The sequence below is a fragment of the Pseudoalteromonas sp. NZS71_1 genome (genome assembly GCF_015864305.1).
GTDB lineage: Bacteria > Pseudomonadota > Gammaproteobacteria > Enterobacterales > Alteromonadaceae > Pseudoalteromonas > Pseudoalteromonas arctica.
In genome coordinates, this window is record NZ_JADYXM010000001.1 from 644,142 (window position 1) to 668,563 (window position 24,422).

Genomic DNA, 24,422 nt, shown 5'->3' on the forward strand with positions numbered 1-24,422 from the left:
TAATTCCTTAGTGTTTATACTGTTGATGGCTGTAGCTATGTGTTGTTGTATTTGCAGCTGCGGCCCCTAAATATGAATTATGTCCAAGTACTAGCGGTTGCTGACCTAAAGCTTGTTCGGCAACAGCCTCATTAGCTACTTTTATTTGGCAAACCCACTCTACATTACTTGGTAAATGCGCAGTCAGAAGTGCAGCCATTTTTATACCTTCTTCGCTTCTTGGCGTTAAACTCATGGCTGTATCACTATTAACTGGACCTATATCTATTGTTAAAATACTTCCGCTAACTAATACCTTCGTTCCAAGTACTGCAGAGCTGCCTAAAACCATTTGGTTTTCTTCGCCGATTGAACTTGGTGTATCTATTTTTTGCCAATTTGCTCGTGTGTCGTCAACTTTTAGCGTGTCTATATTTAAACTATGTTTAAGAAGCTGCGCTAAGCCAGCAGCGCTAGTTTGCTTTAAACTTGCAATACCACACTGAATTTTTTGATCAGTTTTTCCCAGTAAAATAGATTCAACTAACCCATCAAATTGGCTCGCGCCTCTGCCTGCTATATTAATTTGCGACTTTTTCCAGGCCTGAAAAAGTTGGCAATAAAGTACATGATTAAATATATCTAAAAACTGACGAACGCGGTCACCGCTTTGCTCATCACTTGCTGCTTGCTCTAATACATAGTGTGGCATGGGTGCATCCACACCATACAAACCTAAAAAAGAGGTCGATAAGCTTAATCTTCCTCTGCCATCATTCTCTAATACACATTCGCGTACATCAGTAGCCGGAAAACCAAGCTCTTTAAAAGGTTTAAAAACAACTCTGTTACTAATCCCTTGCTCTAGCTCTTGAGGTGCGGCCCAATGTTTTTCTATTAAGCTCATCGCTTTAAATAAGTTAAACCGCCAAGGCTGCTCAATAAGTAGTTCTATTGGCGCGGGTAACTTAGACCAAACTGGGTGCGCATGATTTTTATCAGCGTAACTCATAGCTGATAACTCTTACCCGGTTCAATATCCCAACTCCACGATTTATAACTAGGAATTGCATTAACACGCGTTTGTACGCTTTCATTTATAGGGGCATACATTAAAAAGAATTCATGTAATACATTACAAAAATGATATAAATCAGCATCACCAACAAATTTACTTTCATCAATATCAATAAGTACATCAACACCTTTAATAAATATTCCGCGTTTAATTTGGCTGATTGGCGTTGCTGTTATTTTTAAAATGCTTTCAATTCGTAATCGATTCTCAGCTTTATTAGACCAATCAAATAACACTAGTAATCTTTTTAGTTCTGTAACTTGCGTAATTTGTGAAAACTTTACATTTAATAAGCTAATAAGCTGCCAGTGTTTTGGCTGACTTGGACATGCTAAATAATTAGTTGGCCGTATAACATTTTTAACCTCAACGATGCTCGGCATGTCTTTTCCGCCTTCGTTCAAGTCTCCCTCTTGCAAAAGCTGACGAGGCCAACCTGCATTAAAAGAAGTTAAATCAACTGATAGAGTTTCTTTTTCATCTTCTAAATTAAAAGGAAGTTGTAAATAATGAGTCGGGGCTGCTGCACCTACGTCTTTTGTGAGCACAGTAAATAGCTTTTTTTCGTCTTCAAATACGCTTTGATAACGAGGAGTGTAATCATACGATTGCCCGGTTATAGAGTTTCGACCTGCAACTGCATCTACCGTATAACTAAAAACGTGGTCAAAACGTGCCTGATCTGCACTTATCATATAATCAGTTCTGTTTGGCTCTATTTTAATTGGCTCTGCAGCTTGGCTAAATAAATTAACTGCTGGCACGCAATTGATTAAAATGTTCTCTTTACTTAACTGATGACCCGGCGGTAATTTATTATCCCCCCTAAATACGATTTCAAAACGGTCAATATGTTCAGGAAACTCTTCGTCTTTTAAACCATCAAATGTTAAAAAATAAAACCTATCTTTTGCATTAAAATAATCAAGTAAAAGTGCATATCCAGGATGGCTTTTAGCCGCGCTAGGCAGTAAAGCGCCATCTATATCTAAATAAGTAGCGCTGCAACCTTTTGCTTTTAACTTTTTATTGAACTCAAAATGGTTAGCACCAAAATCAAGTTCTGCTTGTTTATTAGGTGTTTTTAATAATTGAAATAAAGCACTGCATAATGGTGTATCGCCACGTAAATAAAAGTTTAGTTTAGATAAATCAAAATTACTTCGTTCACCTTGGCATACAAACTTAAGCCCTATTCGTAGCTCTGCACCTAAGTGCGACTCTTGATATCGAACATGCTCAACATCTAATGGGACAACGTCTAAACCGTGAGTTGTGCTAAAAATTATTTTTTTATTATCGGCCTTTGCTTTAGGCGGATTAAGCTGTAAACCTTTTAAAATAGTGTGTGTTTTTTGCATAGCCAATTTAGGCTTAAATTGCACCACAGTACTAGAAGGATAATAACTTAGGAGTATTGGACACAGTTGACGCAGCACTTGCTCTGAAACTTCAGGTACTGACTCATCTAAACGCTTTTGAGTATGGGCAGTTAAATACGCTACGCCTTCTAATAAGCGCTCAATATGAGGGTCTCTATCTTTTAATGCATCAATGTTAAGCATTCCTGCATGCTCAGGATAAAACTGAGCAAACTGCTTACCAGCTTGGGTTAACAAGCGCATTTGTGCATCAAAATATTGCTGCATTCATCAATCCTTTAAATAACATTAGTTAGTGTTTTTTGCATGTTGTATAACGTCTGCTTTACCGCCAGATTCAAAACGGGTATTTAACTTGATACTTTGCCCGCTCGTTAAAAAAGCTTGAATATCTAGCCTTATTACACAATTATCTTCTTTAATTTCAACAGGTGTTACATTTGCATATCGTACGCGTGGTTCGTACTTTTCTATCAATTTTTTAACCTCAAACGCTAACGTGTGTTGTGAGTATGGTAACCCCTCGTAAATATCTTCTACATCGGGCAAACCATAGTCAGACAAGTGCTTCAGCACTCCTCTTCTTGCATTTAAAAGCTCATTTAAATGCTTGCACACACTGACTTGCTCATCAGTTTGAAAACCATGATGACCATTGCGTGTAACTGGTTGAGTTAAAAAATCGAATAACGCCATATTTAGATCTCAATAAAAGGATATGCTTGCGCATATCCTTCAAAATTACTGACTAATTAACGACCTTCAGTCCAAGAGTCAGAGAACTCGATGTTGCCATCTAAGTAAGTCCAAGTAATGCGTTTGTAACGTAGACAAACTGTTTCAAGGTGCGGGTAACGCTCCTTGTCTAAGTCTTTAACGTTATGCATTGTTGGTGAGATCGAAGTGATCTTTACATCTTCCAACTTGTGGCAGAAATATTCACGCTCAGTCCCTGTGTCATCAATACGGTACCATTTAAGCTCTAATTGCTTAAGTGTTTGACCGTTTGAACACGCTTTGTACAAGTACGGCGTAGCCGCATCAACAGCTTTTGTAATTACAAAAGGTTCATGCTTACGAGTACCTGTAAGTTCACCTGTATCGTTATCCGTAGGAATACGAAGTTCATGATCAAAGTGTAGGATCTCAATTGAACCTTCACGCTCTGCAACAGTTACAGAACCTTTGATGTCATTACCTTGGTCATCCTTTAACCACATGTACGCTGGAATTGCCATTTCATTATTCTCCTTTTAGAATGAAGTGTTTCCTGTTAGTTGGCATTGGCATAAACAGTAATATTTATGCCCCCCAAAAAGCCCTCTGCTTCATGCCACTGGGGAATATGTCCCAAGTTGGATGCAACCAACTTGGGGCAATTTTTTAGACTATAAGTCTTAATCCTTTATGTACACCTGCCAACTACTCACCAAATAGACGCATTTGATAGTACTTAAATCCGTTTCATTGGCGGCGTAGCAGTTCATTTTTCGCCAGGCATTTGCCCTACTAGCGCTAAACGAACATCAATCCCTTCAACTTGGAAATGAGGAACAATGTACGTACTTACTCTGTAGTAACCAGGGTTACCTGGAATTTCTGCTACAGTCACTTTTGCATCTTTTAGTGGATGCGTAGCAATAAGAGATTCATCTGGGTTGTTCATTTTAGTTACTAATGCGCCAAGCCAATCATTAAGCTGCTGCTCTAATTCATGACGAGGTTTGCTTGAACCAATATTTTCACGTTGTAAAACCTTTAAGTAATGCGCAATACGCGATACTAAGAAAATATATGGTAAGCGTGAGTTAATTCTTGCATTAGCTGTTGCTTCATTTGTTTCAAAAACCTGCGGTTTTTGGGCACTATTAGCTGAAAAGAAACATGCAAAATCTGAATTTTTATAATAACTAAGCGGTATAAAACCTTGATTAGCAAATTCAAGTTCTTTAGTTTCAGAAATCAGTACTTCAGTCGGTATTTTAGTTTCTACACCTTTACCAGCTTCAAATGAATGCAGCGGAAGATTATCGACTTTACCACCTGATTGCGGCCCACGAATATTTACAGCCCAACCATTATCATGGAAACTACGGATGATATTTGCAGCAAATGCAAATGTTGCATTACCCCACAAATAACGTTCATGATGCTGCGCACTTACATCTTCTTGGTAATTAAAGTTACGAAGAGGATTTGTCTCACCGTAAGGCAGACGTAGTAAAAAGCGTGGGAATGCTAAACCAATGTAACGAGAGTCTTCTGATTCACGGAAGTTTTTCCAACGAAGGAACTCAGCGCGTTCCATGTAAGAACCCAAATCTTGGATTTTAGACACTTCTTCCAATGAGTCTTTAAGAAAAAACTTAGGACCAACACTGCCCATAAACGGACAATGCGCTGCCGCAGATACACGAGATATTTCTTGCAGTAACGATACATCGGGTGCCGAACAATCAAATTCAAAGTTCGAAACCATTGTAGATACTGGCTCACCACCTGGCGTATCGTAATCTGAAGTATATACATGCTTGTATAGTGCAGATTGCGTTGTATCAGGCGCCTCTTCAAAATCATCTCTTAGAGTTTCTTTATCTACATCAAGCATTTCTATTTTAATATTAGCGTTGTTAGGCGTACGGCTAATTAAGTAGCGTAACGAGCGCCATGCTGATTCCATTTTTTGAAAATTTGGATGATGTAAAATTTGGTCTAACTGCTGAGAAATAATAATGTCTACTTTTGCGATGTAATCGTCTAAAAGTAATTTATCAATTCGCGTTACTTCTTGGCCACTACTGCTAGCCATATCTAAAAATACATTTATAGCTGCTGTTAAGCGCTCATTTGCACGAGTTTCAGCTAGGTTGCTTGCATCTCTAAATGAATCAAGTTTGATTTCATCTGAAACTGGAGAAATATCAACCATTCCACATATATTTTCATAAGTAGATAAAGGAGCTTGCTCCGTGGTATGCGCGGCAACATTTAATTGTTCTTGCATTGACATGGTAATCTCCTTATTCAGTTATTGGTTGTTTTTCATCTTCAGAAGCCAGCGGCGCAATTTCATCCAGTTTAGCTTTTAACTCATCTAGCTCTGGCTGATTTTGTAATACACGCTCTAATTCTTTACGAAGTGATGAGTTATCTAATAAATTAGATTTAAGGTCGCGAAGTAAATTACGCATAGCCATCATTTTATTAAGCTCTGGCACTTGAGAAGCAACTGATTCTGGGTCAAACGATTTAAAAGAATCAAACTCAAGGTTTACGCTAATTTCGCCGTCACCTTTAATTTTATTTGCTACCTGAAAGTTCGCTTTAGGCGCCATATCTTTAAGCACTTGCTCAATATTATTTTTATTAATTGTTACGCGCTCACGCTCAGATAGTTCTTGGCTATTTTGACCATTTGAGTAGTCACCAATTACTAGCATTTTTAATGGCAATTCACTTTTTTGCGAAGCGCCATCTGTATCAAGCTCTAACGAAATATTGATCCGAGCTCTGGGGATCTCTTTTTGAAATGTATCACTCATGTTTTTTCCTTTGCAGTTTGGTTATCTACCGACTCAATTCCAATTAAACCTCGACATATTAGTCAAGCCCTTGTAACTAAACCCACGCTAATGCTTGTGCAGGGTTAGTTACCATCATTTGCTGACTAATATGTTTAGCAGCTAAACTCATTTCATCTTCTGGCGTTTGTGACAAACTTGCATAACACTGCTTGGAAAATCGCCATACTTCCATGCAAAAACATTGTTGCCATTGCGCTAAGTCATGCGCTTTTATTTGTTTTAGTAACACGTTTAATAATGCTAAAGCATGTTCGTAATGCTCAGCTTTTATTAATAATTTTGCCTTTAATAATTGCGCTTGAGCTTTATCAAAATCGTTTAAAATATTTATTTGATCGACTTTAATTAATGCCGTCGATAACTGCCCTTTTTCGACGTCTTGTATTAACTCGCTATACTGCTCATCAAACGCACTACTTTGAGAGCTAACAGACTCTGTTTTTGCAGAATGTGATAACTCTTTTAAAAACTCTTTATTTACAGATGAACACAACGGACTTCCATCGTCATACTGTAGGGAAACTAAAGCAGGAAACTGCTCATTTAAATTAACTAATTGTTGCTCAAGCCAATGAACAAGCGGCAATTTATTTAATTTTTTTAATGCATTTAAACTAAGCACTTGGAGATTTAAATTAAATTGCATAGCCCCTTCCATAAACAACCCTTCGGCTAAATTTAAAGCTTGTTCAGGTTGCTCACTTGCCAATGCATTTTCAATTGGAGCAAATGCTGCAGCTCTAGGAGCGGGTAAACGCGTTTTTCCATTTTCGTTAGCCGGTAATGCCAATCTTGTCCAACGTGCAGCTCGCGATAACTTTATTACTCGTTCAATGTTATTTTGTTCTTTATCAAAGTTAAGTAGCTGCCTAACCGCACTTAAATACGCTGTATCTGAGGCAATATCAGCATTACCAATACTAACCTGGCTAGCAACTGCGGCTGGTGCCGAATTATTAGTTTCTGATTTTGGAGCCGTCACAGCTGAATTCTCAGCTAATTTTTGCTCTGTGCTAATCGCTTTTTCTTCTTGCTCTGGTTCAGCTACAGGCACTGGGTTTCGTTTTTCTTGTTCTTTAGCCCACTCATTCAAAGTCGATAGAGGGCCAGATTCGTTGTCTAATAACGCAACACACTGCTCGTTGTATTGAGTCAAGGCAGCTATAAGTTCAGGCCATTGTTCAGCGTTTGTATTATGCCCTTGGGCTACACCCTTTAAACGTTCTTGCTGTTGTAAAAACCATGTATTAACTGCAGCGCGCATTCTGGCTTTTAGTGGGTGTACCTCATCCGTATAAGTAGTCAACAAACGATTAAATAACAATAATGTATGCGTTAAACCTGTAACCCCAAACTCACTTGTTGCAGCTAGTGCTAAATAACTTACTATGCGTAAATCTTTACTTTGAGTGTTGAGTAAATCTGATGCTTGTATAAACATCACTTTAAAGTCAACTTCCCCCACTCCTGATGAAGATGCTTTTAATGCTTTAAATGTTTCTTCATATTTTAAATCTTCTCCACACTTGTTCCCCGGCAAAGGAGCACTTAATGCTTCAAGCCATTCAATCCAGGTGGTATGTGTATGCGGCGCTTTATTACTCATGATTTACACCAACGACGAAGTGCATCGTAAACACTCACGTTATCCATATCAGCAAAATTAAGTGTTTGTGAAGACGGCTGTTTTTCTACTTTTAAATTACATAGATCAACAATATCGTTTGTTTTTTTATCGTATTCCCACACACTATTAAAGTATGACGCTGGAATAGGCCTACAAAAAATAGTTAAACTAGGCGCTTGATTCTCATCACCTAACTGATAAAAAAACCAAGGCTGCCAATTATGATCTGCCACCATAGATGCAACTAAGTGCAACCAAAACCCGGCAACTAAGGCACTTTCATGACTAAAACTAGGCATTGGTAGGCGAATACCAAACTGACTTCTTAAACACCCTCTATTAGCGATAGATTTAAGCACAGCTGATAGCTCTTCAATTAAAATTGCTCTTTTAGCAATATCGTTCAAGCCTAAATGCTGCCAAAAAACGCTCATCGGAATAGTTCTAAGTTTATCAAGCTCTAGAGTTAAATTTGGTTGCTGTTTAAGTGCATCAGCTACACGGTTATAATCTTGTGCTTTTTGCTCCATTTCATTAATACTGGCAGCTTGTTTAATATTTTCATTTACACCTAAAAGGTGCTCTATTACTTGGCTTGCAAATAAAAATAGAAAAGCAGGATGTCGCTTATATGTATCAAGCCCACTATGTACAAAAGAGCTAAATGGGTAAAAACGACCACTGCTATCTTTACTTGGCTGCAAAACGCCAAGTAAACCACCATCATCCGCATTGCCAGATATAAAGAACAACGACTTAGTTCCATTCAGGTGGCTTGTATCCGTTGTTTTTCTACCACGGTTTAAATGTGCAAAGCCCTCTTGCAACCAATGATCAAATCCAACCGATTCTCTAGATGAAATATTAAGCTTTACAAAGTCTGGTCTTATCGGTGTTTTACCCATAAAACCAAAGCTGTGTTGCTTAACCAGTGTCGGTGTTTTCTTTTTAGTAAATAAATTAAACATTGCTAGCGGCCTATTGCATTGTTCGCGACTGCGATTGAGCCAAGCTAGGGCTTTGTGAAAACAAAGAACTTGGCAATGCAAACGATGTAAGCATGTATTTTGAAAATATACCGCTGTTGCGTCCTGATTTAAGAGAAAACTGGACTGTTAACACCTCATCAGATTTATCTTTTAATTCCCATGTTGCTAAAAATTCTGTGCCTTTAATCCACTTAACACTGGCTGAGTTAAGCACTTTTAGTAGTGCCCAAGGTCCGTCTTGCTCGATAGAAATACGACGCCCTTTATTATCTAAACCATACAGAACCGCTTTCTCTGCAGCCCCTCGACCAGGCCACGAAAAATTACGCCATTCTTCAGGCTCATTGCGATAGCGATAACCTTGCTCACTAAAGCCTAAGTATGTTTCACGAATACCTCGGTGTGGAACAGGCATCATCTGAAAAGTAAAACCAGCACTGTCGGCACCACTAGAAAACAACGAACGAGTTACTTTATTTGCTTTAGTTAAACCATCAAGTAATTGCGCGCTAAAACCAATACCTACACCATTCCATTGTTTTTCTTCCCACACACCGCGGCGTACTTTCATAAATGGTTTGAGCTGGGTGTTAATAAAGCTCCATAAAATTCCTGATTCAGAATTTAAAAATTCAGAAACATCAGCTATCGCAGCATCAGGGCCAGTTAAGTTAAATGGATATTTACCAGCTAAACTGCTGTTATACATAGTATAAACCTGGTTTTCCCATTCTTGGTTAAGCTGAGTACGTGCTTTTGCCATGATAGTCGCTATACCACCATGAAGCGGGGCCTTAAATAGCTTATCTAGCGTTTCTTTGGTTTGAGGGTCTAGTGCTCGAGTTTGGCTCTCAATAATAATCCACGAAGACTGTAATGCATTACTTTGGCTATTACCTGAAAGTAAGTCCTGCGCAAATATCATTGCTTGAGCATCATCTTCATTACTCGCTGCCATTGCTTTAATGTCTGAATGGATGCTACTTAATGAACTGATGTATTGTCTTAAGTAATCAGAAGAGTTTTTATCTTCATTAGGCTGTGCAAAACGTCTTAAGTCAGCAAACCGACTTTCAAGCTCTGGCGCTCTAACCGTACTCATTTGAGTAATTGTTGGCGTGTTTAAAGCTAATTTATTTGCAACATCTGCAGCCGTCTTACCTATTGAAGCTTGGCTTTTTGAAGGCGCGTCAGCGAGCGTAATATTGTCGTTAATCAGTTTCATTAAATCGTTAAAGGGGCCATCCATCGATGAAAGGCGTGCAAAATCAATACTTGCATCGTTTAGATCTCTAAATGCAGGCACTTTTATGCTATCTATAAAAGCAAACCAAGTATTGCCGTAGTCTTTAAAGTAATATGCTCGCATAGCCTTTGCCAAAGTTTCAGCTTGTGCTTCGTCAACAACATTTTGACCATTTTCATCACTAGAACCCATAACCCAGTCACCTGAAAACACCAAACGTGAAATACGTTTAATCTCTGGGAATACATATTCCTGCCAACCTAAGTTTGTATAAACATACGGGATTTTATACTTACTTTTAAATACATCACGATTTTTAGAAATCATAAAATCGTTTAATAACAATGGCTTTTTACGTTCAGCAAAGCTTGTAATTACTTGTTGATATAACGGGAAAGCCTCTGGCTGGGTATTTAAATTGTCTCTCGCTAGCGCTATCGATGTTTCGTTAGCCTGCCAAAATGCAATTTTACCTGGCTGCTCTATATCGTTACCCATATTTTGTAGGTACATATCAACTAAGCTACTTAGTTGTGTATAAATGGGTGCTTGCTCTTGTGCATTTATGTCTATATGAAAATGCTCAGCTATAAAATTAAGTAATTGCTCTTTAGCAAACTCCGTTGAAATATGCTCAGGGTTCGTACTCATCATTAAATGCATTTTTAGTGCATCGTAATACTGCTGACGAATCGTTGCTTTCGCTTCACCTTCATTGTCAAACCATTGTGTTTCGTACTGTTTTATTTGCGCAAGTAAATGCTCTTCACCTGGGTAAGTAATAAGCTGATTCATCTGATTAAATAGCACATTTGCAACACTACTTAAGGTTTCATCACCTTCATAAATACCAAATATAAAGTACCACGGTAATGAATCTTCGTAAGTTTTAAGCTGACCATAGTGCTCAAACAGCGCTAGCGTAGCAGCAAGCTTCTGCTCATCTTTTGCCTTACTTACGTTAGCTTCAACAACTGCTTTTACACGTGACTCACCTTGATTAAGTAATAATTGATTACTTGTGTACGACGTAATAAGGAGTGCTGTGATTGCTGCAATAGATGCCAAACCTGAAGTGACTGTTAAACCTTTTAACCAGCGTCCTACTAACCGTTTTTTTCTATTTCCTCGCGTTAAATCCTGTAGTTTAAAAATAACATCATTAAATACGCGGTTGATAAAATAACTTTGAGTAATGCTTTCTTGTTTTTGGTCAACAACAACCGCACCAAATTGATCTCGTACACCATTAGTAATACGCTCAATAGGCGTGCCTTCTTGCGTGCCCGATGTAAAATAAACACCAGCAAACCAAGGAACTTCTTGATATGGATTAGACTTAAACAGTAAGTTAACAAACTCAGTTAACTTAGTTGAAGCTGATTGAAATTGATTAGGAAAATCAAGTATTAGCTGTTTACGATGCTCGTTGCGCTCTCGTGCAACTTTGCTCAAACGTTGCTCGCATAGTCGCTCATATAGCTCCTGCATACGAACTTCAAACATTTCTGCAGGATCATTTTTTTGATCTTCACTAATATCGAGTAAGTACGCACCAAATACTTGCTCACGCTCTTTTTCAGATAAGTCACTAAAAAAAGGTTCAAAACCACTGATTAAGTCAGTTTTGGTAAAAGTGATATATACAGGAAAAATAACGCCAAGCTGGGTAATTAGCTCTTCTATACGCTCACGCACTAATTTTACATGTTGTCGAATTTCTTCACTGTCGGAAGTTAAAACATCTGCAACACTAATGGCCACCATTACGCCATTTATAGGCAGTTTTGGTCTATATTTTTTAAGGAGCGCTAAAAATGACAACCACTCTTTATTTTCTGACTGCTCAGTTGTGTAACGCCCAGCGGTGTCAATTAAAATAGCTTGATCTGAGAACCACCAGTCACAATTGCGCGTTCCACCAAAACCTTGGATATGCAATTCACTCGAATTAGAGTAAGGAAAATGTAAGCCCGAATTTGCAAATAAAGTACTTTTCCCTGTAGCCGAAGGGCCAATAATCATATACCAAGGCAAAGCGTATAAAGCGGTATTACCACGATAACCCGCACCTAAATGAGATGCTTTTAAAGATCCCAATGCTTCTTGCATCTTTTCTTTAATTTCGCTTAATTCAGCACTCGAACCGGCATTATGACTTGCTAATTCAGAAGCTAACTTATCGCCTGAGCGCTTAGTCCATAACCAACGAATAAAAATAAATAAAACAAAAACAGCGGTTACAGCACCCATCGCAATTAATTTTTTATCGGTAGTATCTAAACCCACCATGCGACCGGCAAACCACACAATACTCAAAACGGCTATAAAGCCAATAAGTTGACCCGTTGCACGCGATGATACCAAGCCCAATAAAAAATGAACTAAACCGCTTTTATTAACTCTTCCCTGCATTGTGTTACCTATCGTGTTTCGTTGGTTTTATTGAGCTGAGTCAGCACTTCAATTTGGTTGTCTATTACCTGAGTACTCTGCGTTGCTTGCTTATTAATTACATAATGAAATCCAGCAAATAATGAGGCAATAGAACCCAAGCAAATAGCCAAAATCACCCAGTAAGGAATATTACGCCCCACCTTCATAGCAAACCCTTCTGCAGGTATACCGTTATCAGATAATTGAGAACTCGGTGTTCCTTTTATATCTTCAATTTGAGCTCTAACATCAACAATTAACGCTTTTAATTGCTCAATGCCTTTAACTTTGTAAATGCCTTCAAAGCCAAGCTGCAGACAAATATAATAAACCTCTAATGCAGCTAGCTTTTGCTCTCCGCCGGTACGCAACTTACCTAAACGTTCAAAAAATTCTTCACCAGCTCGGTTGTTACCAAAAAATTCAAGCTGTAGCGGTCGAGACATCCAATCCATTCTAAAATGAGCACCTGAACTCATAACAAATTCATCACACATAGCCGTAAGAGCAAACTTAACTTCTTGCATTAAACTTGTTGTTACCTGTTGCGAGTAACAATTACGCTCATAGTCATCAAAACTAGTAAGTAAATTTTCTCTAAACTCTTCAAGCTCTAAGTTAGTAGATTGCTTTAGTTTTAATGGTGTTAGCGCATTAATTACAGGCGAAATACACGCGACTAAATCTTGTTCTTTTTGTGCTTCTTGCATAATTTCAACTCAACGTTAATTACGTGCTACGGTAACAATTTCAATTTGTGCACTTTGCAATCCAAATGGTACAAATAGGCTTAATGATTGCTCTTCAATAATTTGCTGCCAAATGAAACCATGCGACTCAAGCCTGAAGTATTCATAACCACTTTTTATGGCCAGCTTATTTGGAGGTCGCTGACAATGTGTTAGTTGCACACCCGCTAAAGCAGATGAAATCATGATATCGAGCTTTTCGCTTGCTCCAACTTTTACTTGATCACTAAATGTTTCAATCCATTTGGTGTCTTCAGATTCAAAATACACAGCTAAATAAAAGTCGTTGTTAGTAAACGTTGCAGAATCAATAGTGGCAACTTGATAAATAGCGTTAGAGGTTTTTTCAAGTTTTAAGCCCACCATTTTCTTAGGTACAACCCCTTCAAGTAAACGAGTTAATAGGCCATCAAGCTGACCAAATACATTGCTTAAATTTTTATGCTGGTATGGTGGTACTTGGTTAACTAAGTCACTGTGCTCAAACATTGAAACTGAACTAATTAAATCAACAAGCTCACAATACAAACGTTCAGGATGGACCAATGACAAGTTTTTAAGATGATCTAAACGCTTGGCGGATGGAGCCATTGCATTAAGTAACAAAAATGTATTCATTTCATTCGGCCCAAAGTCAGTAACTGAGCCATAATTTTTACGTCTGCTAAGCAGCACATTAACTTTTGCATTAACTAAATTAGCCGTTCTATTTAACAGCTCAGTTAAATAAGCAGATGCACTTATATTTAATAAAGGAGGCACAAACTGTTTATTTAAAACAAATGATCCATCTTCCGAGCGACTTATTTTTAAACATGCAATGGTGTCAAAATAAGTTTTTACATCTGAGTCAGACAGTAATATAAATTTAGGCTTTGCAACTAATACCTCACGACTACGCGACGCATCATGATTATCTTCTAAATCAATATAATCCGCTTCATATGCACTTAATTGCCCGCTGGCCGCATAACCTTCAATATTGCTAACTGTTTTATTAGCAGCAATAGCAATATAAATAACACTCTCTTGATGGTTAGTATCGAGCTCAAGCTTTAAATCATCTTGATGCTGTCGATCAAAATCAAGCAAGCGACCATTTTCTAAAAGTAATTTAAAACTGGTCACTTTTAATATACCGCGAGCAAGTGCTGATTCATCAATAGCAAAATGCTGTAAACCGAACGCCAATGGCGATATTAGCGCTTGACGTACAACCTGATTTTGATCGTGATAATCGTCAAATAGTTGAAAGTGTTGCTGGGCAAGCAAAACACCTTCAGCCCAAACGGGCTTTGCGGGAGCTTTTAAATTCATTACTCAGCCTTATCCACGCCAGGTAATTGAACTTCATTATTGGTAACCAAAACATCTAATGATGTAGACAACTTAACAGGGCCATCTGCAAGCGGATAATACGCTTTCCAGTTATCGCCACTGCGATCTCTAAATAAAGCAACAATAGCTACAAACTTTGCATTTTCAGCTTGTTCAAACTTAATTTTAGATTGTTCAGAAGGGTGAATTGTTCGCTCTTCTAATGTAATTAAACTATTAGCTAAAACTGACTTATCTGACTTCCATAACTCTTCAAATGTGGCTGTTTTAAATGTTTGTATATCAGACAGTTGATATACCTTTAAAACCACTGGTAACGCTTCATCAAATTGGTTTAAATTTAAATTATCTGTTGCCTTAACATCTAAACTTACGTTAGTACTCATACAACCAGTTAATATTATAGAAAGTGATAAACCTATAATTGCATTTAAAATAAAGCGCATTTTTTACCTCAATAAATATTTTTATTTAAAATTAAAATTAGTTTTGCAAAGAGTAGCTTCATAAACTGGGCAAATAACTTTATTGAATCTTACATTCGCACAATCAGACCATTTATTAGTTTTAAAAAAGCCTAAAAGAGTCTTAGTCCTGCTTTTCTCTTGAGAATCAACTAACAAAGACTGCGTAACAACATCATCTATAGACGTAATTAACTTAGTATTTATTAATGAAAGCTCTTTTATATAAACAGATACATCACCGTTAATTAAAGTAACTTTTCCATTGCTTTTAGGGGGATTATTTAAAAAAAAGAAAAAGTGTTCTATAGAATTTTCAGAAAAAACGCGATGGGCAGGAATACCTACCTGGTCTAGTAGCGAAGAAACGCTGGCAGTAAGTGACCAAGCTAAGGAGTACAAGCTATTTATTTGATTTATAAACTCTTTTTTATTCACAACATGCTCCTTGTCATCAGTTAAACTAAAAAACTCTTAGTCTAAGGCTAGTAATAAATCCATTTATTTGGCGCATAATACAAACACCTAACCGCTATTGTCAACCTATATAAGGTTTAAAATATTAGAATATTAATGCGATTTACGAATTAGAATAAACACTCTAAAAAACAGTTATAAATGAATAATACGCAATAAAACAAAACAATCCCTATTTATGAAGCAATCAAAAAGATAATTCAATTTATTTTTAGAGTTACAATTATCCAGTTGATCATTAACACACAAAAAGGTATGTTTACGCCACTAATTTTACCGAGCAGGGATTGCAACGTTTTGACTAAATCTAATTTTTTTTTGAAGGTTAATGACAAAGACTTTAATGTTACTTACCTACATGGCTACGAAAAAATTAATAAAGGCTTTAGTTATTCACTCACCGTTGAATCTTCAGTAAAAATTAATACAGATATACTACTTGCTAATGCCAGTGTGATTTTTGTTAATAAAAATAAAAGATATAGAGAACAATGCGGCCTGATTACATCTGTAACCAATATGGGTGTATTCAACAATCTACATCGCTTTAAAATAAACATTCAAGATCGATTATCCACCTTAAAAGACACCTCAAACAGTAAAGTCTTTATTGCCGTAAACGTACAAGATGTATTAAATTACTTAGCACAAAAAGCAGGTTATTCATCAGGACAAATCGTTTTTAGGACAAGCTCCGCCTTACCGCATTTAAAGCAATGTGTGCAAGCAATGGAAAGTGACTGGGCCTTTTTTAATCGCTTGATGTCTCAGCATGGTCTTTTTTACTGGATTGAAAGTGAATCAAACACCGAAACACTTGTTATAAGTGACAGCAACCTCAACAGCCCCTATTTAAGTACGGGTGTATTAGAAGTTAAAGCAAACGCGGGGATGAACGCCCAGGACTGGGGTAACTTTGTCGGCTTTATGCACAGTGAAGTAACACAAACCTTATATAATAATGCAGCGCAAAGTAATGCCCATGGACAATTCCAAAAAGTAGCCAGTAACAGTCAATCTTTTTTCGAGCCTGCTGCAAACTCAGACGCCGAAGCATCAGCACAAACACAAAGCTTTAGTAATGCATTAGCCACACACAATAAACTGGTTACGCTTACGGGTAATGTATCTGATGTATTTGCAGGCTGCTCAATTTCGCTTGACGATAATATGGGGTTTGCCAGTGGTGATTTGCTATGCATTGCAATAGAGCACACCCTTAATCAAGCAAATGACGAAAGCAGCCATGAAGGTGAAACGCATTATCACTGCGTAGCGCAATTTATAGAGCGCGGTACACCTTACAAAGCAATGCCTGAGCCCCACACGCCTAAGCCCATGGTATTTCCAGCAACCGTAGAATCTCTCACAAGTAATGCATTTGTAGATGAACATGGCCAATACCGTATTCGTACCGAGTTTGATAAAACAGCTCGCCCAGTAATTCAATCAAGCCCTGCACTAAAAAAACTAGCGCTATATGCTTGTGAAAATCAACCTCAAGCCACTGGCTGGCACTTCCCACTCGTTGGTGGCTCTGAGGTACTTATTGGGTGTATTAATAACGACCCAAATAATACATTTATAATGGGTTTTGCACTAAACGCCGACCAGCCAAGCGTAGTTACAGCCGCTAACCCAACACATAATCGCTTATTAAGCGCAGCGCAAAATGAACTTATGTTCGATGACGATAAAGATGTACCCAAAGTCATCTTACAAACACTCGCCAGTGAGCACTATATTGAATTAAATGCTATAAAATCAGGCCGCCAATTTATTCAATGGATAAGCCAACTCGGTACTATAAATTTACACGCAGGGCGCGACCTGTGCCTTGAAACAGAACAAAATAATGTTCAGTTTGTTATTAAAAACAATCAATTTATTGATGTTAAAAATACCGTGTCGCAAACCACAAATAACAGCCATGTAAATTATCAAAGTGGTGGCAGCCAAGCCTTCAGTGGTAAAAATGCGACCCTTACGAGCGAGAATGAAATATCACTCCTCACCGGACGAGCAGTAAAAGTGCATGCACAAAGCGACATACTCCTTAAAACCAATAACAGCGACTTAAAGCTTAATGTGCCTAATGGCTCTACGTTTTTACAAACAAACAATAATATAAGCATTACGGGCTCTGGCAATGGCGATTTAATTATTCACAACGCGGGCGGCGAGATAAAACTCGACAGCCAAGGCAATGTTGATATTACCGCCACGAACGTACTCACACTCGATGGCACATTTATAACCTTTGATGGCCCAGTTGATTACGACATAACCAGCCCACAAACAGCGCGGACACCGAGCAGTGCAAGCCCTGCCAATATTAGCCGCATTAGTGATATAACCATTAATGACTCCGGTATTGCTGCAACAACGTCAAGCGTAGTGGATTTACTTTATGTTTATCAAGATGGCAGCCCTGTAAAAAACGCACCTTATACAATTAAATTTGATGATGGAACACAAAGCACAGGCCAGCTAGATGAAGACGGGATAGCGCAATTAACCGACGTACCAAATGGTCAATTTACTGTTCAATACGGCGAAGATACGCGCGAGTTTGAACCACAAGATAACACCACACCAAATCCACTTTATAAAAGAATAACCCCCGCCTCTGCCATACAAATGAGCAGAGCTGGGCAAACAGCAACACTTGATGAAGCAAGCAACATAGCCAGCCAAGCAGGTGATTGGTTATGGGGAGCACTGCAAGGTGACTTTAATAAAGACCCTACAACGGCGCAGATTGTGGTAGGCAGTATTATTTCAATGATACCTGTTATTGACCAAGTCATGGACGTGCGGGATATTTTAGCCAATGTAATGCTGCTTACTGATGACGATAAAGCCAACGACAGTGATGGTTGGATTGCCTTTACGCTCACCGCGATAGGTTTAGTGCCTGTGCTCGGCTCCGCGGTAAAAGGCGTCGGTAAAGTGGTGATTAAAAACAGCGGCGACACAATAGAAGCCGCAATTGCAGTGTTACGCAAGTTGGGCAAAGGCGACCCCGTTCAGTATTTACGCAAAATAAACTGGCAAGACCTAGGTAAACAAGCAGCCAGCGAAGTAAAAACCTTTATAAAAGGCCTGCGCGATACACTTCACGAAATATCAACAAGTTGGCAATACGACCTACTGCTGCCACAGCTAGCCATAGACGGCATGCAAGCCACGATTAAACAGCTTGATGAAATAGCGCCCAAAATAGACCAAGGTGTTAAAGGCGCAGCCAGTGAGATTGGTAATCGCGTAAACAAAGCCCTCGATGAATTCGAGCCGCCGAAAAGCACTGGTATTGTGGGCAAACCTAAAAAGACCGTTGCGAATGAATTAGATGCGCCTAAAGGAAATGATTTGAAGGGGGCTAGGAATAATAAAAAGGATAGGCGAGTAGCTCCTGAATTATATGCCAAGCTAAGAAGGTCTACACCATCTCCTGAGATCAGAAGTCAAGTAAATAAGAACAAAAAGCCACCTTATCCAGATGAAGCGTTGCCAGGGCTAATTGTCACAGGGCGCTTGGAAGCCGATCACGTTGTTCCAATGGACAAAATAACTAGAATGGATGGCTTTGAAAGGCTAACATTAGAACAACAAAAGCAAGTACTCAACGACCCCATTAACTTCATCGGTCTAAGTAAAACGGCTAACACTTCTAAAGGTTCAAAAAGCTTTTCACAGTGGACTGAGTATAAAAAAGGAGGTATCAAAGTATCCCCAGAATTCAGAGAAAGAATGATGAAACTTGAGACGCAATTAGAATTAGACATTCAAAGTAAGATAAAAACTTTAGTAAAATAAATTTAAGGTAATTTTTAATGGACAATGAATTAAAAAAATTTTTAGGCGAATATTTTGACAAACCTGAAGTTATTGACACTAAAATTTTATCCGCCGATATAACGGCAGTAATACCTGAGGTATGGGCTGAAATATTTAAAGAAAACGACTCGAAAATTGAACGAACTATTAATTTATTTAGCAAATTCCGTAACGATTTAGAGCTTACCTATGAATACCTAGCAGAGCAACTTGAAACTATTGATTTAGCATATTACTTTGAAGAGTATCATTTAGTTTTTGGTATTCGCTCTTTGTCAGGAAATCAAATTCTATATTATCAATCTAAAAATCCAAAAAATATAGAATTAACAGAGTGCTTCTCTCAACTTCCGAATGATTTAAAAGATTTTTACACACACTTTAATGGCTTTAATTACCTAGTCTCAAACTCAATGGGGCTTTTACCAATTGATGAGCAAGAATTATTGGATGAGTATGACTGGGAAGTATTAGAAGAGCACGATGTGGATATAGACTTAAACAAGTTCAAAAGCATTTTTACTAATGGCGCTGGAGGTTACATCTGTTTTAATCGTATTAAAGGCCTTGAAGAATCCTTAATTTGGTGGGCTGATGAACTACCAACTATGAACATAGATCTGTGGGCAACAGTTGATACTTGGATAACAATTGGTTTTGAAGACTAATCAATAACACGCTAAGGAAAGCAGATGCAACCCGACATTAAAAACATCCCGCAACACCTAGGTCAGTACCTTTATCAGCAAATTGATGAGCAGTGGCTTGAAGCTCATATTATTTTAGATTGCGCAAATAATAAAGTATCAGAATGCAAAGCTCACTTTATTAAAGCAGATGACGAAACACAGCATAAAATTGCAGTATCCAAAAATATAACTGAGTTATTTAAAACATTATTTGACCACGCAATTAAAAACGAAGTTGGAGATTGGCAACGCGCTATTTTTACTATCACTCGTCAAGGCCAGTTTAATTTAAACTTTGAGCGCGATAATAATGATGAAGAAGTAATCGCCGCTGTTCCAACACGTTAAGTATTAATTTAACCCGCTCTTTAACAACATGGATGTTGTGAAGTTAGGCGCTAAAAATTAGCGCCTAACTTCACATAATGACTGTTTTTTATGGTTAACGCCCTCATTTACTTCTCATTCTTTTCTCTTTGTGCAAAAAATATTTTAAATGAATTATTCACAAAGAGGTTAAGAGGCGCTGCGCTTAAAGAGTAAAAGTGCTATTAAATAGTCAGTTTACTATTCATGAAATATCAACAAGTTGGCAATACGACCTACTGCTGCCACAGCTTGCCATAGACGGCATGCAAGCCACGATTAAACAGCTTGATGAAATAGCGCCCAAAATAGACCAAGGAGTTAAAGGCGCAGCCAGTGAGATTGGCAATCGCGTAAACAAGGCTCTCGATGAATTCGAACCACCAAAAACAGCCATTACTGAAGCCAAGTACAACAAAGCCAGGCAAGGAATGACTGGTGACGGCAAGCAAATGAGTGATGATTGGGTTACTGATAAACGCTTACAAAAAGCAGGACTATGTAGGAAAGAGCGAGCAAAAATCTTGAAAGCAATACGTACAAATGACGGCTCAGTTGAAAAGATACTAATTCGCAATAAACCTGACGGTAATTTATTAGTTAAAGAGCTAAATAAACAAGGTAATATCATTGGGACACCCCAAGGGTTTTAGGAGTAGAAATGCTTAGAGATAAATTAAAAAGTAAAGCTTACTTTGATGAACAAGTAGAATTTAGTCTTGAAACAATTCAAGAATACATTGATGACCTAAAAAAAGATAACAGCTTAACTGTTAATTCAAAAATGAGGTTTTCTTTTAGACTCGTAGATTACACCTCGAGATTGCTTCACGAACGCTACTCCCGCGGAGACAATTTAACTGAGCTTAAACCTCATTTACTTGAAGCACTTGAATACCGTCAATGGCAAAAAAACTATGCCGATTCCTTGCCTGCAAATGAACAAAAAGATCGCATTGGATGGGAGGAAATTCGCACTGACTATCTTGAAAACTGGCTCGACTGGCTCGCTTTTGCTTATTGTTTAGATATGGGTGATAGCTATTACACGCAGGCTCTTGAATTAATCGCTAATCAAGGACTTGATGTATTGTTCGACTCTATTGCATTGAAAATGGGCGACACTGAACGAACAGTTTCTAATGATTTATTATTCAAAAAACGATTTAAAAAGCTACACGATGTCATTGCAGCAGACATTGAGCAACAACCTTCTTTAATGAAAGCATACCTCGATGCATGGTATAAACTGATAGATTCACCCGACTATCATTTAATGGATACGGATGCCTACATTGGGTATTGGAGCTGGGAAGCAGCTTTAGTCGTTAAACTTTATAATATTGACGACAGTAGCTTTATTGACCACCCGTATTACCCTAAAGATTTAGTTCACTTTAAAGGATGACATGGATGTTACGTGATAACCGTCAGGATGAAGGCTACTTTCAAACACTTACGAGTGACCTTGATGAAGCTCTAACTGAAACACAAGCCGCACTCGACGACGCTGTATTTACCTCCCCTACTCAGCGCGTTGATGTGGCTCAGAGATTGTTTCAACTAGCGATTATGCGAGCTGTAGCGCATTATTCTTATGGTGCCTCTATTGATGAACTACGCCCTTTTGTACTCGCTATTTTACCTTATCGTGAACAGCTCACCTTGGTAGCTAATAACATTCCACAACCCCATCAGTTTTACCGTGTTGATTTTGAGCAACTTGGAGGCGCTGGCGATGCGTGTGGCTCTGCGAATATAAATCGCTATATTTATACGCTTTGGTGGCTGTCGTTGCTAGTTGCCTGCGACGCGCCCACTGAGCATATTAGTAAAACGCTTGATGTCATTGGTGAACAAGGTAAAGATGCATTATTTGATGCTATTGCCGTAAAACTCGGTGATTCACAGCGCCCTATGGCAAAGACCCTCTATTACCCTGATGTTTACCAGTGTTTGTTTGACGCCCTTAGTCTTGATAAAAATACGCAAGCACAGAAGCTAAACCAGTTTATGTCGCAGTGGTATGCCCAACTTGATGATGCCGACTGGCACGGCAACCATGAATGTGATTGTGAATTTGAATATACTGATTATTACATTGGGTACTGGTGTTTAGAGCACGCGTTAGTGGCAAACTTACTTGGTATAACCAAAGTACAACTTACGCCACATCCAATGCTAGCCAATAATTTAATACGTAATAAACATGAGCGCTAAGGACAGCCAATGCAACCTGATATAAAACACATCCCGCAACACCTAGGTCAGTATCTTTATCAACAAATTGATGCTCCGTGGCTTGAAGCACAGCTTATTTTAGATTGCGATAATAATAATGTGATTGAGTGCAAAGCTCACTTTAAAGCAGACGACGAAACACAGCATGCAATTGCTGTATCTGAAAATATAACAGCGTTGTTTAAAACGTTATTTGACCACGCAATTAAAAATGAAGTGGAAGATTGGCAACGCGCTATTTTTACTATCACTCGCCAAGGCCAATTTAACTTAAACTTTGAACGCGATAATAGCGATGAAGCCACTTTATTACTTTAAATGAGCAGCATAAGCATAGCGTTAAGTTTATTTAAAACTTTATAAATTAATAACAATAATTGAACCTGAGCTGGATACATATTAAACTGTACGCCAATTTGTTTTTTAAACAAACGAAAGTCAAGGAAGACGAGTTAGGTACCCCAACTTATTAATACTCCTCCATGATATTTCGTGACATTTAACATTTATTATTTAAAATAATTTTACGGAGTACCTATGAAAAAATTAAGCGCACTTTTGGGTTTACTGTTATTAAGCGGTTGTTCTACACCCCCTCCAGCCCAAGAAACTGAGCAAGTAGTTTTAGAACCTATTGCAGAGATTAACGAAGTAGCTGCACCAATTTCATTAACAGTTATTACTAACCCTGCTGATGCTCGCGTTCGTATTATGAATATCAACCCTGTTTACAAAGCTGGTATTGAGCTTAAAGAAGGTAAATACGATATTGAAGTAAGCAAAGCAGGATACCTTACTTACAGAAAATGGGTTTCAGTTGATAAAAAAACAATACTAACTGTTGAACTCGATACAATGGAAGCAAGCCAATCGGCTCAATAAGCTTCTCAGTACGTTTTAGTTTATATGCCTTAGCCTGGTTAATTTAATAACTGGCCTAAGGCATATTAAATCCTTCATAAAGCCACAAATATCCTACTGCGAAATAACTACCAACATTAATTAAAATACATAACCACAACACAATAATAAAACGTCGCTTTTGCGATTTATGACGAAGTAATTGTTGAGCAAGTAATGCCCCCGGCCATCCTCCAAATAATGCAAGTAGTTGCAGTGTACGCTCTGGCGTGCGGTTTACTTTTGTATGTGAAGAACGCTTAGCTTGTCGCTTATCCCACGCGTACATTAAAAAAGTTATAGCACTTAATACACTTATATAACCAGGTACATATATTGGTATATAAACAGGTAAGTATTGCAGCGGGTAAGCTAACCAAATGGCAGCTAAATAAAGCAATGAGAATGTGATTAATATTTTCTTTATCAATTAATTATCACCTATACTGGGCTTATAAGAGCCTAACAACGAGAGCCAAATTATGACATATTTTAAATCGCTATTCTTAGCATTATGTTTATGCACATTTAGTAGCTTTGCTAATGAAACTGCCAGTAACCTTGATAAAGAGCTAGAAGTGTTTAAACCTTACTTAGGAACGTGGCAAGCAGACTTTAAAGTACCAGAAGGCGCTAAAAAAATACAAGATGTTGGCCGTTGGGAACGCGCTTTAAACGGTAAAGCTATTCGTACCATGCACTCGATTAACGAGGGTGAGTATGGCGGTGAGTCGATGATTTTTTATGATAGCAAAAAGAAGTCACTCGTATTTTATTATTTCACTACGGCAGGATTTTACACTAAAGGCACAATAACGGTATTAAGCCCTACTCAGTTTTTAGCCTATGAGGAAGTAACAGGCAGTAAAGAGGGAGTGACTAAGGTTAAATCTACTAGTGATTTAAAAGACGATAAGTTTATTGTATCGACCTCTTATCTTAAAAAGGGTGAATGGACTAAGCCCGAAAGCAGAAGTTATACACGCAGTACAAAAACGGTTAAATTTAAATAGCCGCGATTTATAAACACAAAAAAG

The 24,422-nt window shown here is 38.1% G+C and carries 23 protein-coding genes; 9 read left to right on the forward strand and 14 right to left on the reverse strand.

Annotation, left to right across the window (positions count from 1 at the left end):
- Positions 1-7 precede the first annotated feature (7 nt).
- From tssG to I6F43_RS02805, 13 genes are all read right to left on the reverse strand, one after another.
- Positions 8-991 carry a type VI secretion system baseplate subunit TssG gene (tssG, locus tag I6F43_RS02745; RefSeq protein ID WP_007584475.1) on the reverse strand — a complete coding sequence of 328 codons (984 nt, stop codon included), beginning with the start codon at positions 989-991 and terminating at the stop codon, positions 8-10.
- Positions 988-2,706 (reverse strand): type VI secretion system baseplate subunit TssF, encoded by a 1,719-nt coding sequence (gene tssF / locus I6F43_RS02750; RefSeq protein WP_024592018.1) that lies wholly within the window; start codon positions 2,704-2,706, stop codon positions 988-990. Before tssF ends, tssG begins: the two co-directional genes overlap by 4 nt.
- Positions 2,707-2,727: 21 nt before the next feature.
- Complete coding sequence (tssE, locus tag I6F43_RS02755) at positions 2,728-3,135, reverse strand: type VI secretion system baseplate subunit TssE (RefSeq protein WP_007584478.1); 408 nt, start codon at positions 3,133-3,135, stop codon at positions 2,728-2,730.
- Between the two features lie 56 nt (positions 3,136-3,191).
- Positions 3,192-3,677, reverse strand: a complete 486-nt coding sequence (locus I6F43_RS02760) for an Hcp family type VI secretion system effector (protein WP_007584479.1) — start codon at positions 3,675-3,677, stop codon at positions 3,192-3,194.
- Positions 3,678-3,922: 245 nt separating this feature from the next.
- A complete protein-coding gene (tssC, locus tag I6F43_RS02765; RefSeq protein ID WP_024594497.1) occupies positions 3,923-5,449 on the reverse strand; it encodes a type VI secretion system contractile sheath large subunit in 1,527 nt (508 codons plus the stop codon).
- A gap of 10 nt (positions 5,450-5,459) precedes the next feature.
- Entirely contained in the window at positions 5,460-5,981 is a 522-nt protein-coding gene (tssB, locus tag I6F43_RS02770; protein WP_170071214.1) for a type VI secretion system contractile sheath small subunit, read from the reverse strand.
- 76 nt (positions 5,982-6,057) lie between these two features.
- Positions 6,058-7,629 carry a TssA family type VI secretion system protein gene (locus I6F43_RS02775; protein WP_169044736.1) on the reverse strand — a complete coding sequence of 524 codons (1,572 nt, stop codon included), beginning with the start codon at positions 7,627-7,629 and terminating at the stop codon, positions 6,058-6,060.
- Positions 7,626-8,618 carry a type VI secretion system-associated protein TagF gene (gene tagF, locus I6F43_RS02780; protein WP_007584486.1) on the reverse strand — a complete coding sequence of 331 codons (993 nt, stop codon included), beginning with the start codon at positions 8,616-8,618 and terminating at the stop codon, positions 7,626-7,628. The genes I6F43_RS02775 and tagF overlap by 4 nt, the downstream gene beginning before the upstream one ends.
- Positions 8,619-8,628: 10 nt before the next feature.
- The gene (tssM, locus tag I6F43_RS02785; protein ID WP_024592022.1) at positions 8,629-12,300 is read right to left on the reverse strand and encodes a type VI secretion system membrane subunit TssM; all 3,672 of its coding nucleotides are present in this window, start codon (positions 12,298-12,300) and stop codon (positions 8,629-8,631) included.
- 8 nt (positions 12,301-12,308) lie between these two features.
- Positions 12,309-13,031 carry a type IVB secretion system protein IcmH/DotU gene (gene icmH, locus I6F43_RS02790; RefSeq protein WP_007584493.1) on the reverse strand — a complete coding sequence of 241 codons (723 nt, stop codon included), beginning with the start codon at positions 13,029-13,031 and terminating at the stop codon, positions 12,309-12,311.
- A gap of 15 nt (positions 13,032-13,046) precedes the next feature.
- On the reverse strand, positions 13,047-14,387 hold the full coding sequence (tssK, locus tag I6F43_RS02795) for a type VI secretion system baseplate subunit TssK (protein ID WP_169044738.1): 1,341 nt from the start codon (positions 14,385-14,387) through the stop codon (positions 13,047-13,049).
- Positions 14,387-14,854, reverse strand: coding sequence for a type VI secretion system lipoprotein TssJ (tssJ, locus tag I6F43_RS02800; RefSeq protein WP_007584502.1), 468 nt, complete (start codon positions 14,852-14,854; stop codon positions 14,387-14,389). The genes tssK and tssJ overlap by 1 nt, the downstream gene beginning before the upstream one ends.
- Before the next feature lie 21 nt (positions 14,855-14,875).
- The gene (locus I6F43_RS02805; RefSeq protein WP_007584504.1) at positions 14,876-15,310 is read right to left on the reverse strand and encodes a hypothetical protein; all 435 of its coding nucleotides are present in this window, start codon (positions 15,308-15,310) and stop codon (positions 14,876-14,878) included.
- Positions 15,311-15,646: 336 nt separating this feature from the next.
- Here I6F43_RS02805 and I6F43_RS02810 point away from each other — a divergent pair, with 336 nt between their 5' ends.
- The 8 genes from I6F43_RS02810 to I6F43_RS02845 all read left to right on the forward strand — a co-directional run bounded on the left by I6F43_RS02810 (position 15,647) and on the right by I6F43_RS02845 (position 23,367).
- Entirely contained in the window at positions 15,647-19,168 is a 3,522-nt protein-coding gene (locus tag I6F43_RS02810; protein ID WP_231613998.1) for a contractile injection system protein, VgrG/Pvc8 family, read from the forward strand.
- Positions 19,169-19,185: 17 nt separating this feature from the next.
- Complete coding sequence (locus I6F43_RS02815) at positions 19,186-19,857, forward strand: SMI1/KNR4 family protein (protein WP_197100874.1); 672 nt, start codon at positions 19,186-19,188, stop codon at positions 19,855-19,857.
- A 24-nt stretch (positions 19,858-19,881) separates the two neighbouring features.
- Positions 19,882-20,226, forward strand: a complete 345-nt coding sequence (locus I6F43_RS02820; protein ID WP_197100876.1) for a DUF600 domain-containing protein — start codon at positions 19,882-19,884, stop codon at positions 20,224-20,226.
- A 197-nt stretch (positions 20,227-20,423) separates the two neighbouring features.
- Positions 20,424-20,897, forward strand: a complete 474-nt coding sequence (locus tag I6F43_RS20055) for a hypothetical protein (RefSeq protein ID WP_231613999.1) — start codon at positions 20,424-20,426, stop codon at positions 20,895-20,897.
- Between the two features lie 8 nt (positions 20,898-20,905).
- A complete protein-coding gene (locus tag I6F43_RS02830) occupies positions 20,906-21,652 on the forward strand; it encodes a PoNe immunity protein domain-containing protein (RefSeq protein WP_197100878.1) in 747 nt (248 codons plus the stop codon).
- 5 nt (positions 21,653-21,657) lie between these two features.
- Positions 21,658-22,464: a PoNe immunity protein domain-containing protein gene (locus I6F43_RS02835; RefSeq protein WP_197100880.1), complete on the forward strand. Its 807-nt coding sequence runs from the start codon at positions 21,658-21,660 to the stop codon at positions 22,462-22,464.
- Positions 22,465-22,473: 9 nt separating this feature from the next.
- A complete protein-coding gene (locus I6F43_RS02840; protein ID WP_197100882.1) occupies positions 22,474-22,803 on the forward strand; it encodes an immunity protein YezG family protein in 330 nt (109 codons plus the stop codon).
- 219 nt (positions 22,804-23,022) lie between these two features.
- Positions 23,023-23,367, forward strand: coding sequence for a PEGA domain-containing protein (locus I6F43_RS02845; RefSeq protein ID WP_007586203.1), 345 nt, complete (start codon positions 23,023-23,025; stop codon positions 23,365-23,367).
- A 55-nt stretch (positions 23,368-23,422) separates the two neighbouring features.
- On the opposite strand, the gene I6F43_RS02850 is transcribed toward I6F43_RS02845, so the two are convergent.
- Positions 23,423-23,815, reverse strand: coding sequence for a DUF1294 domain-containing protein (locus I6F43_RS02850; RefSeq protein ID WP_007586205.1), 393 nt, complete (start codon positions 23,813-23,815; stop codon positions 23,423-23,425).
- 52 nt (positions 23,816-23,867) lie between these two features.
- Between I6F43_RS02850 and I6F43_RS02855 the strand changes: the two genes are divergently transcribed.
- Complete coding sequence (locus I6F43_RS02855; RefSeq protein ID WP_197100885.1) at positions 23,868-24,398, forward strand: hypothetical protein; 531 nt, start codon at positions 23,868-23,870, stop codon at positions 24,396-24,398.
- Positions 24,399-24,422: the final 24 nt, after the last annotated feature.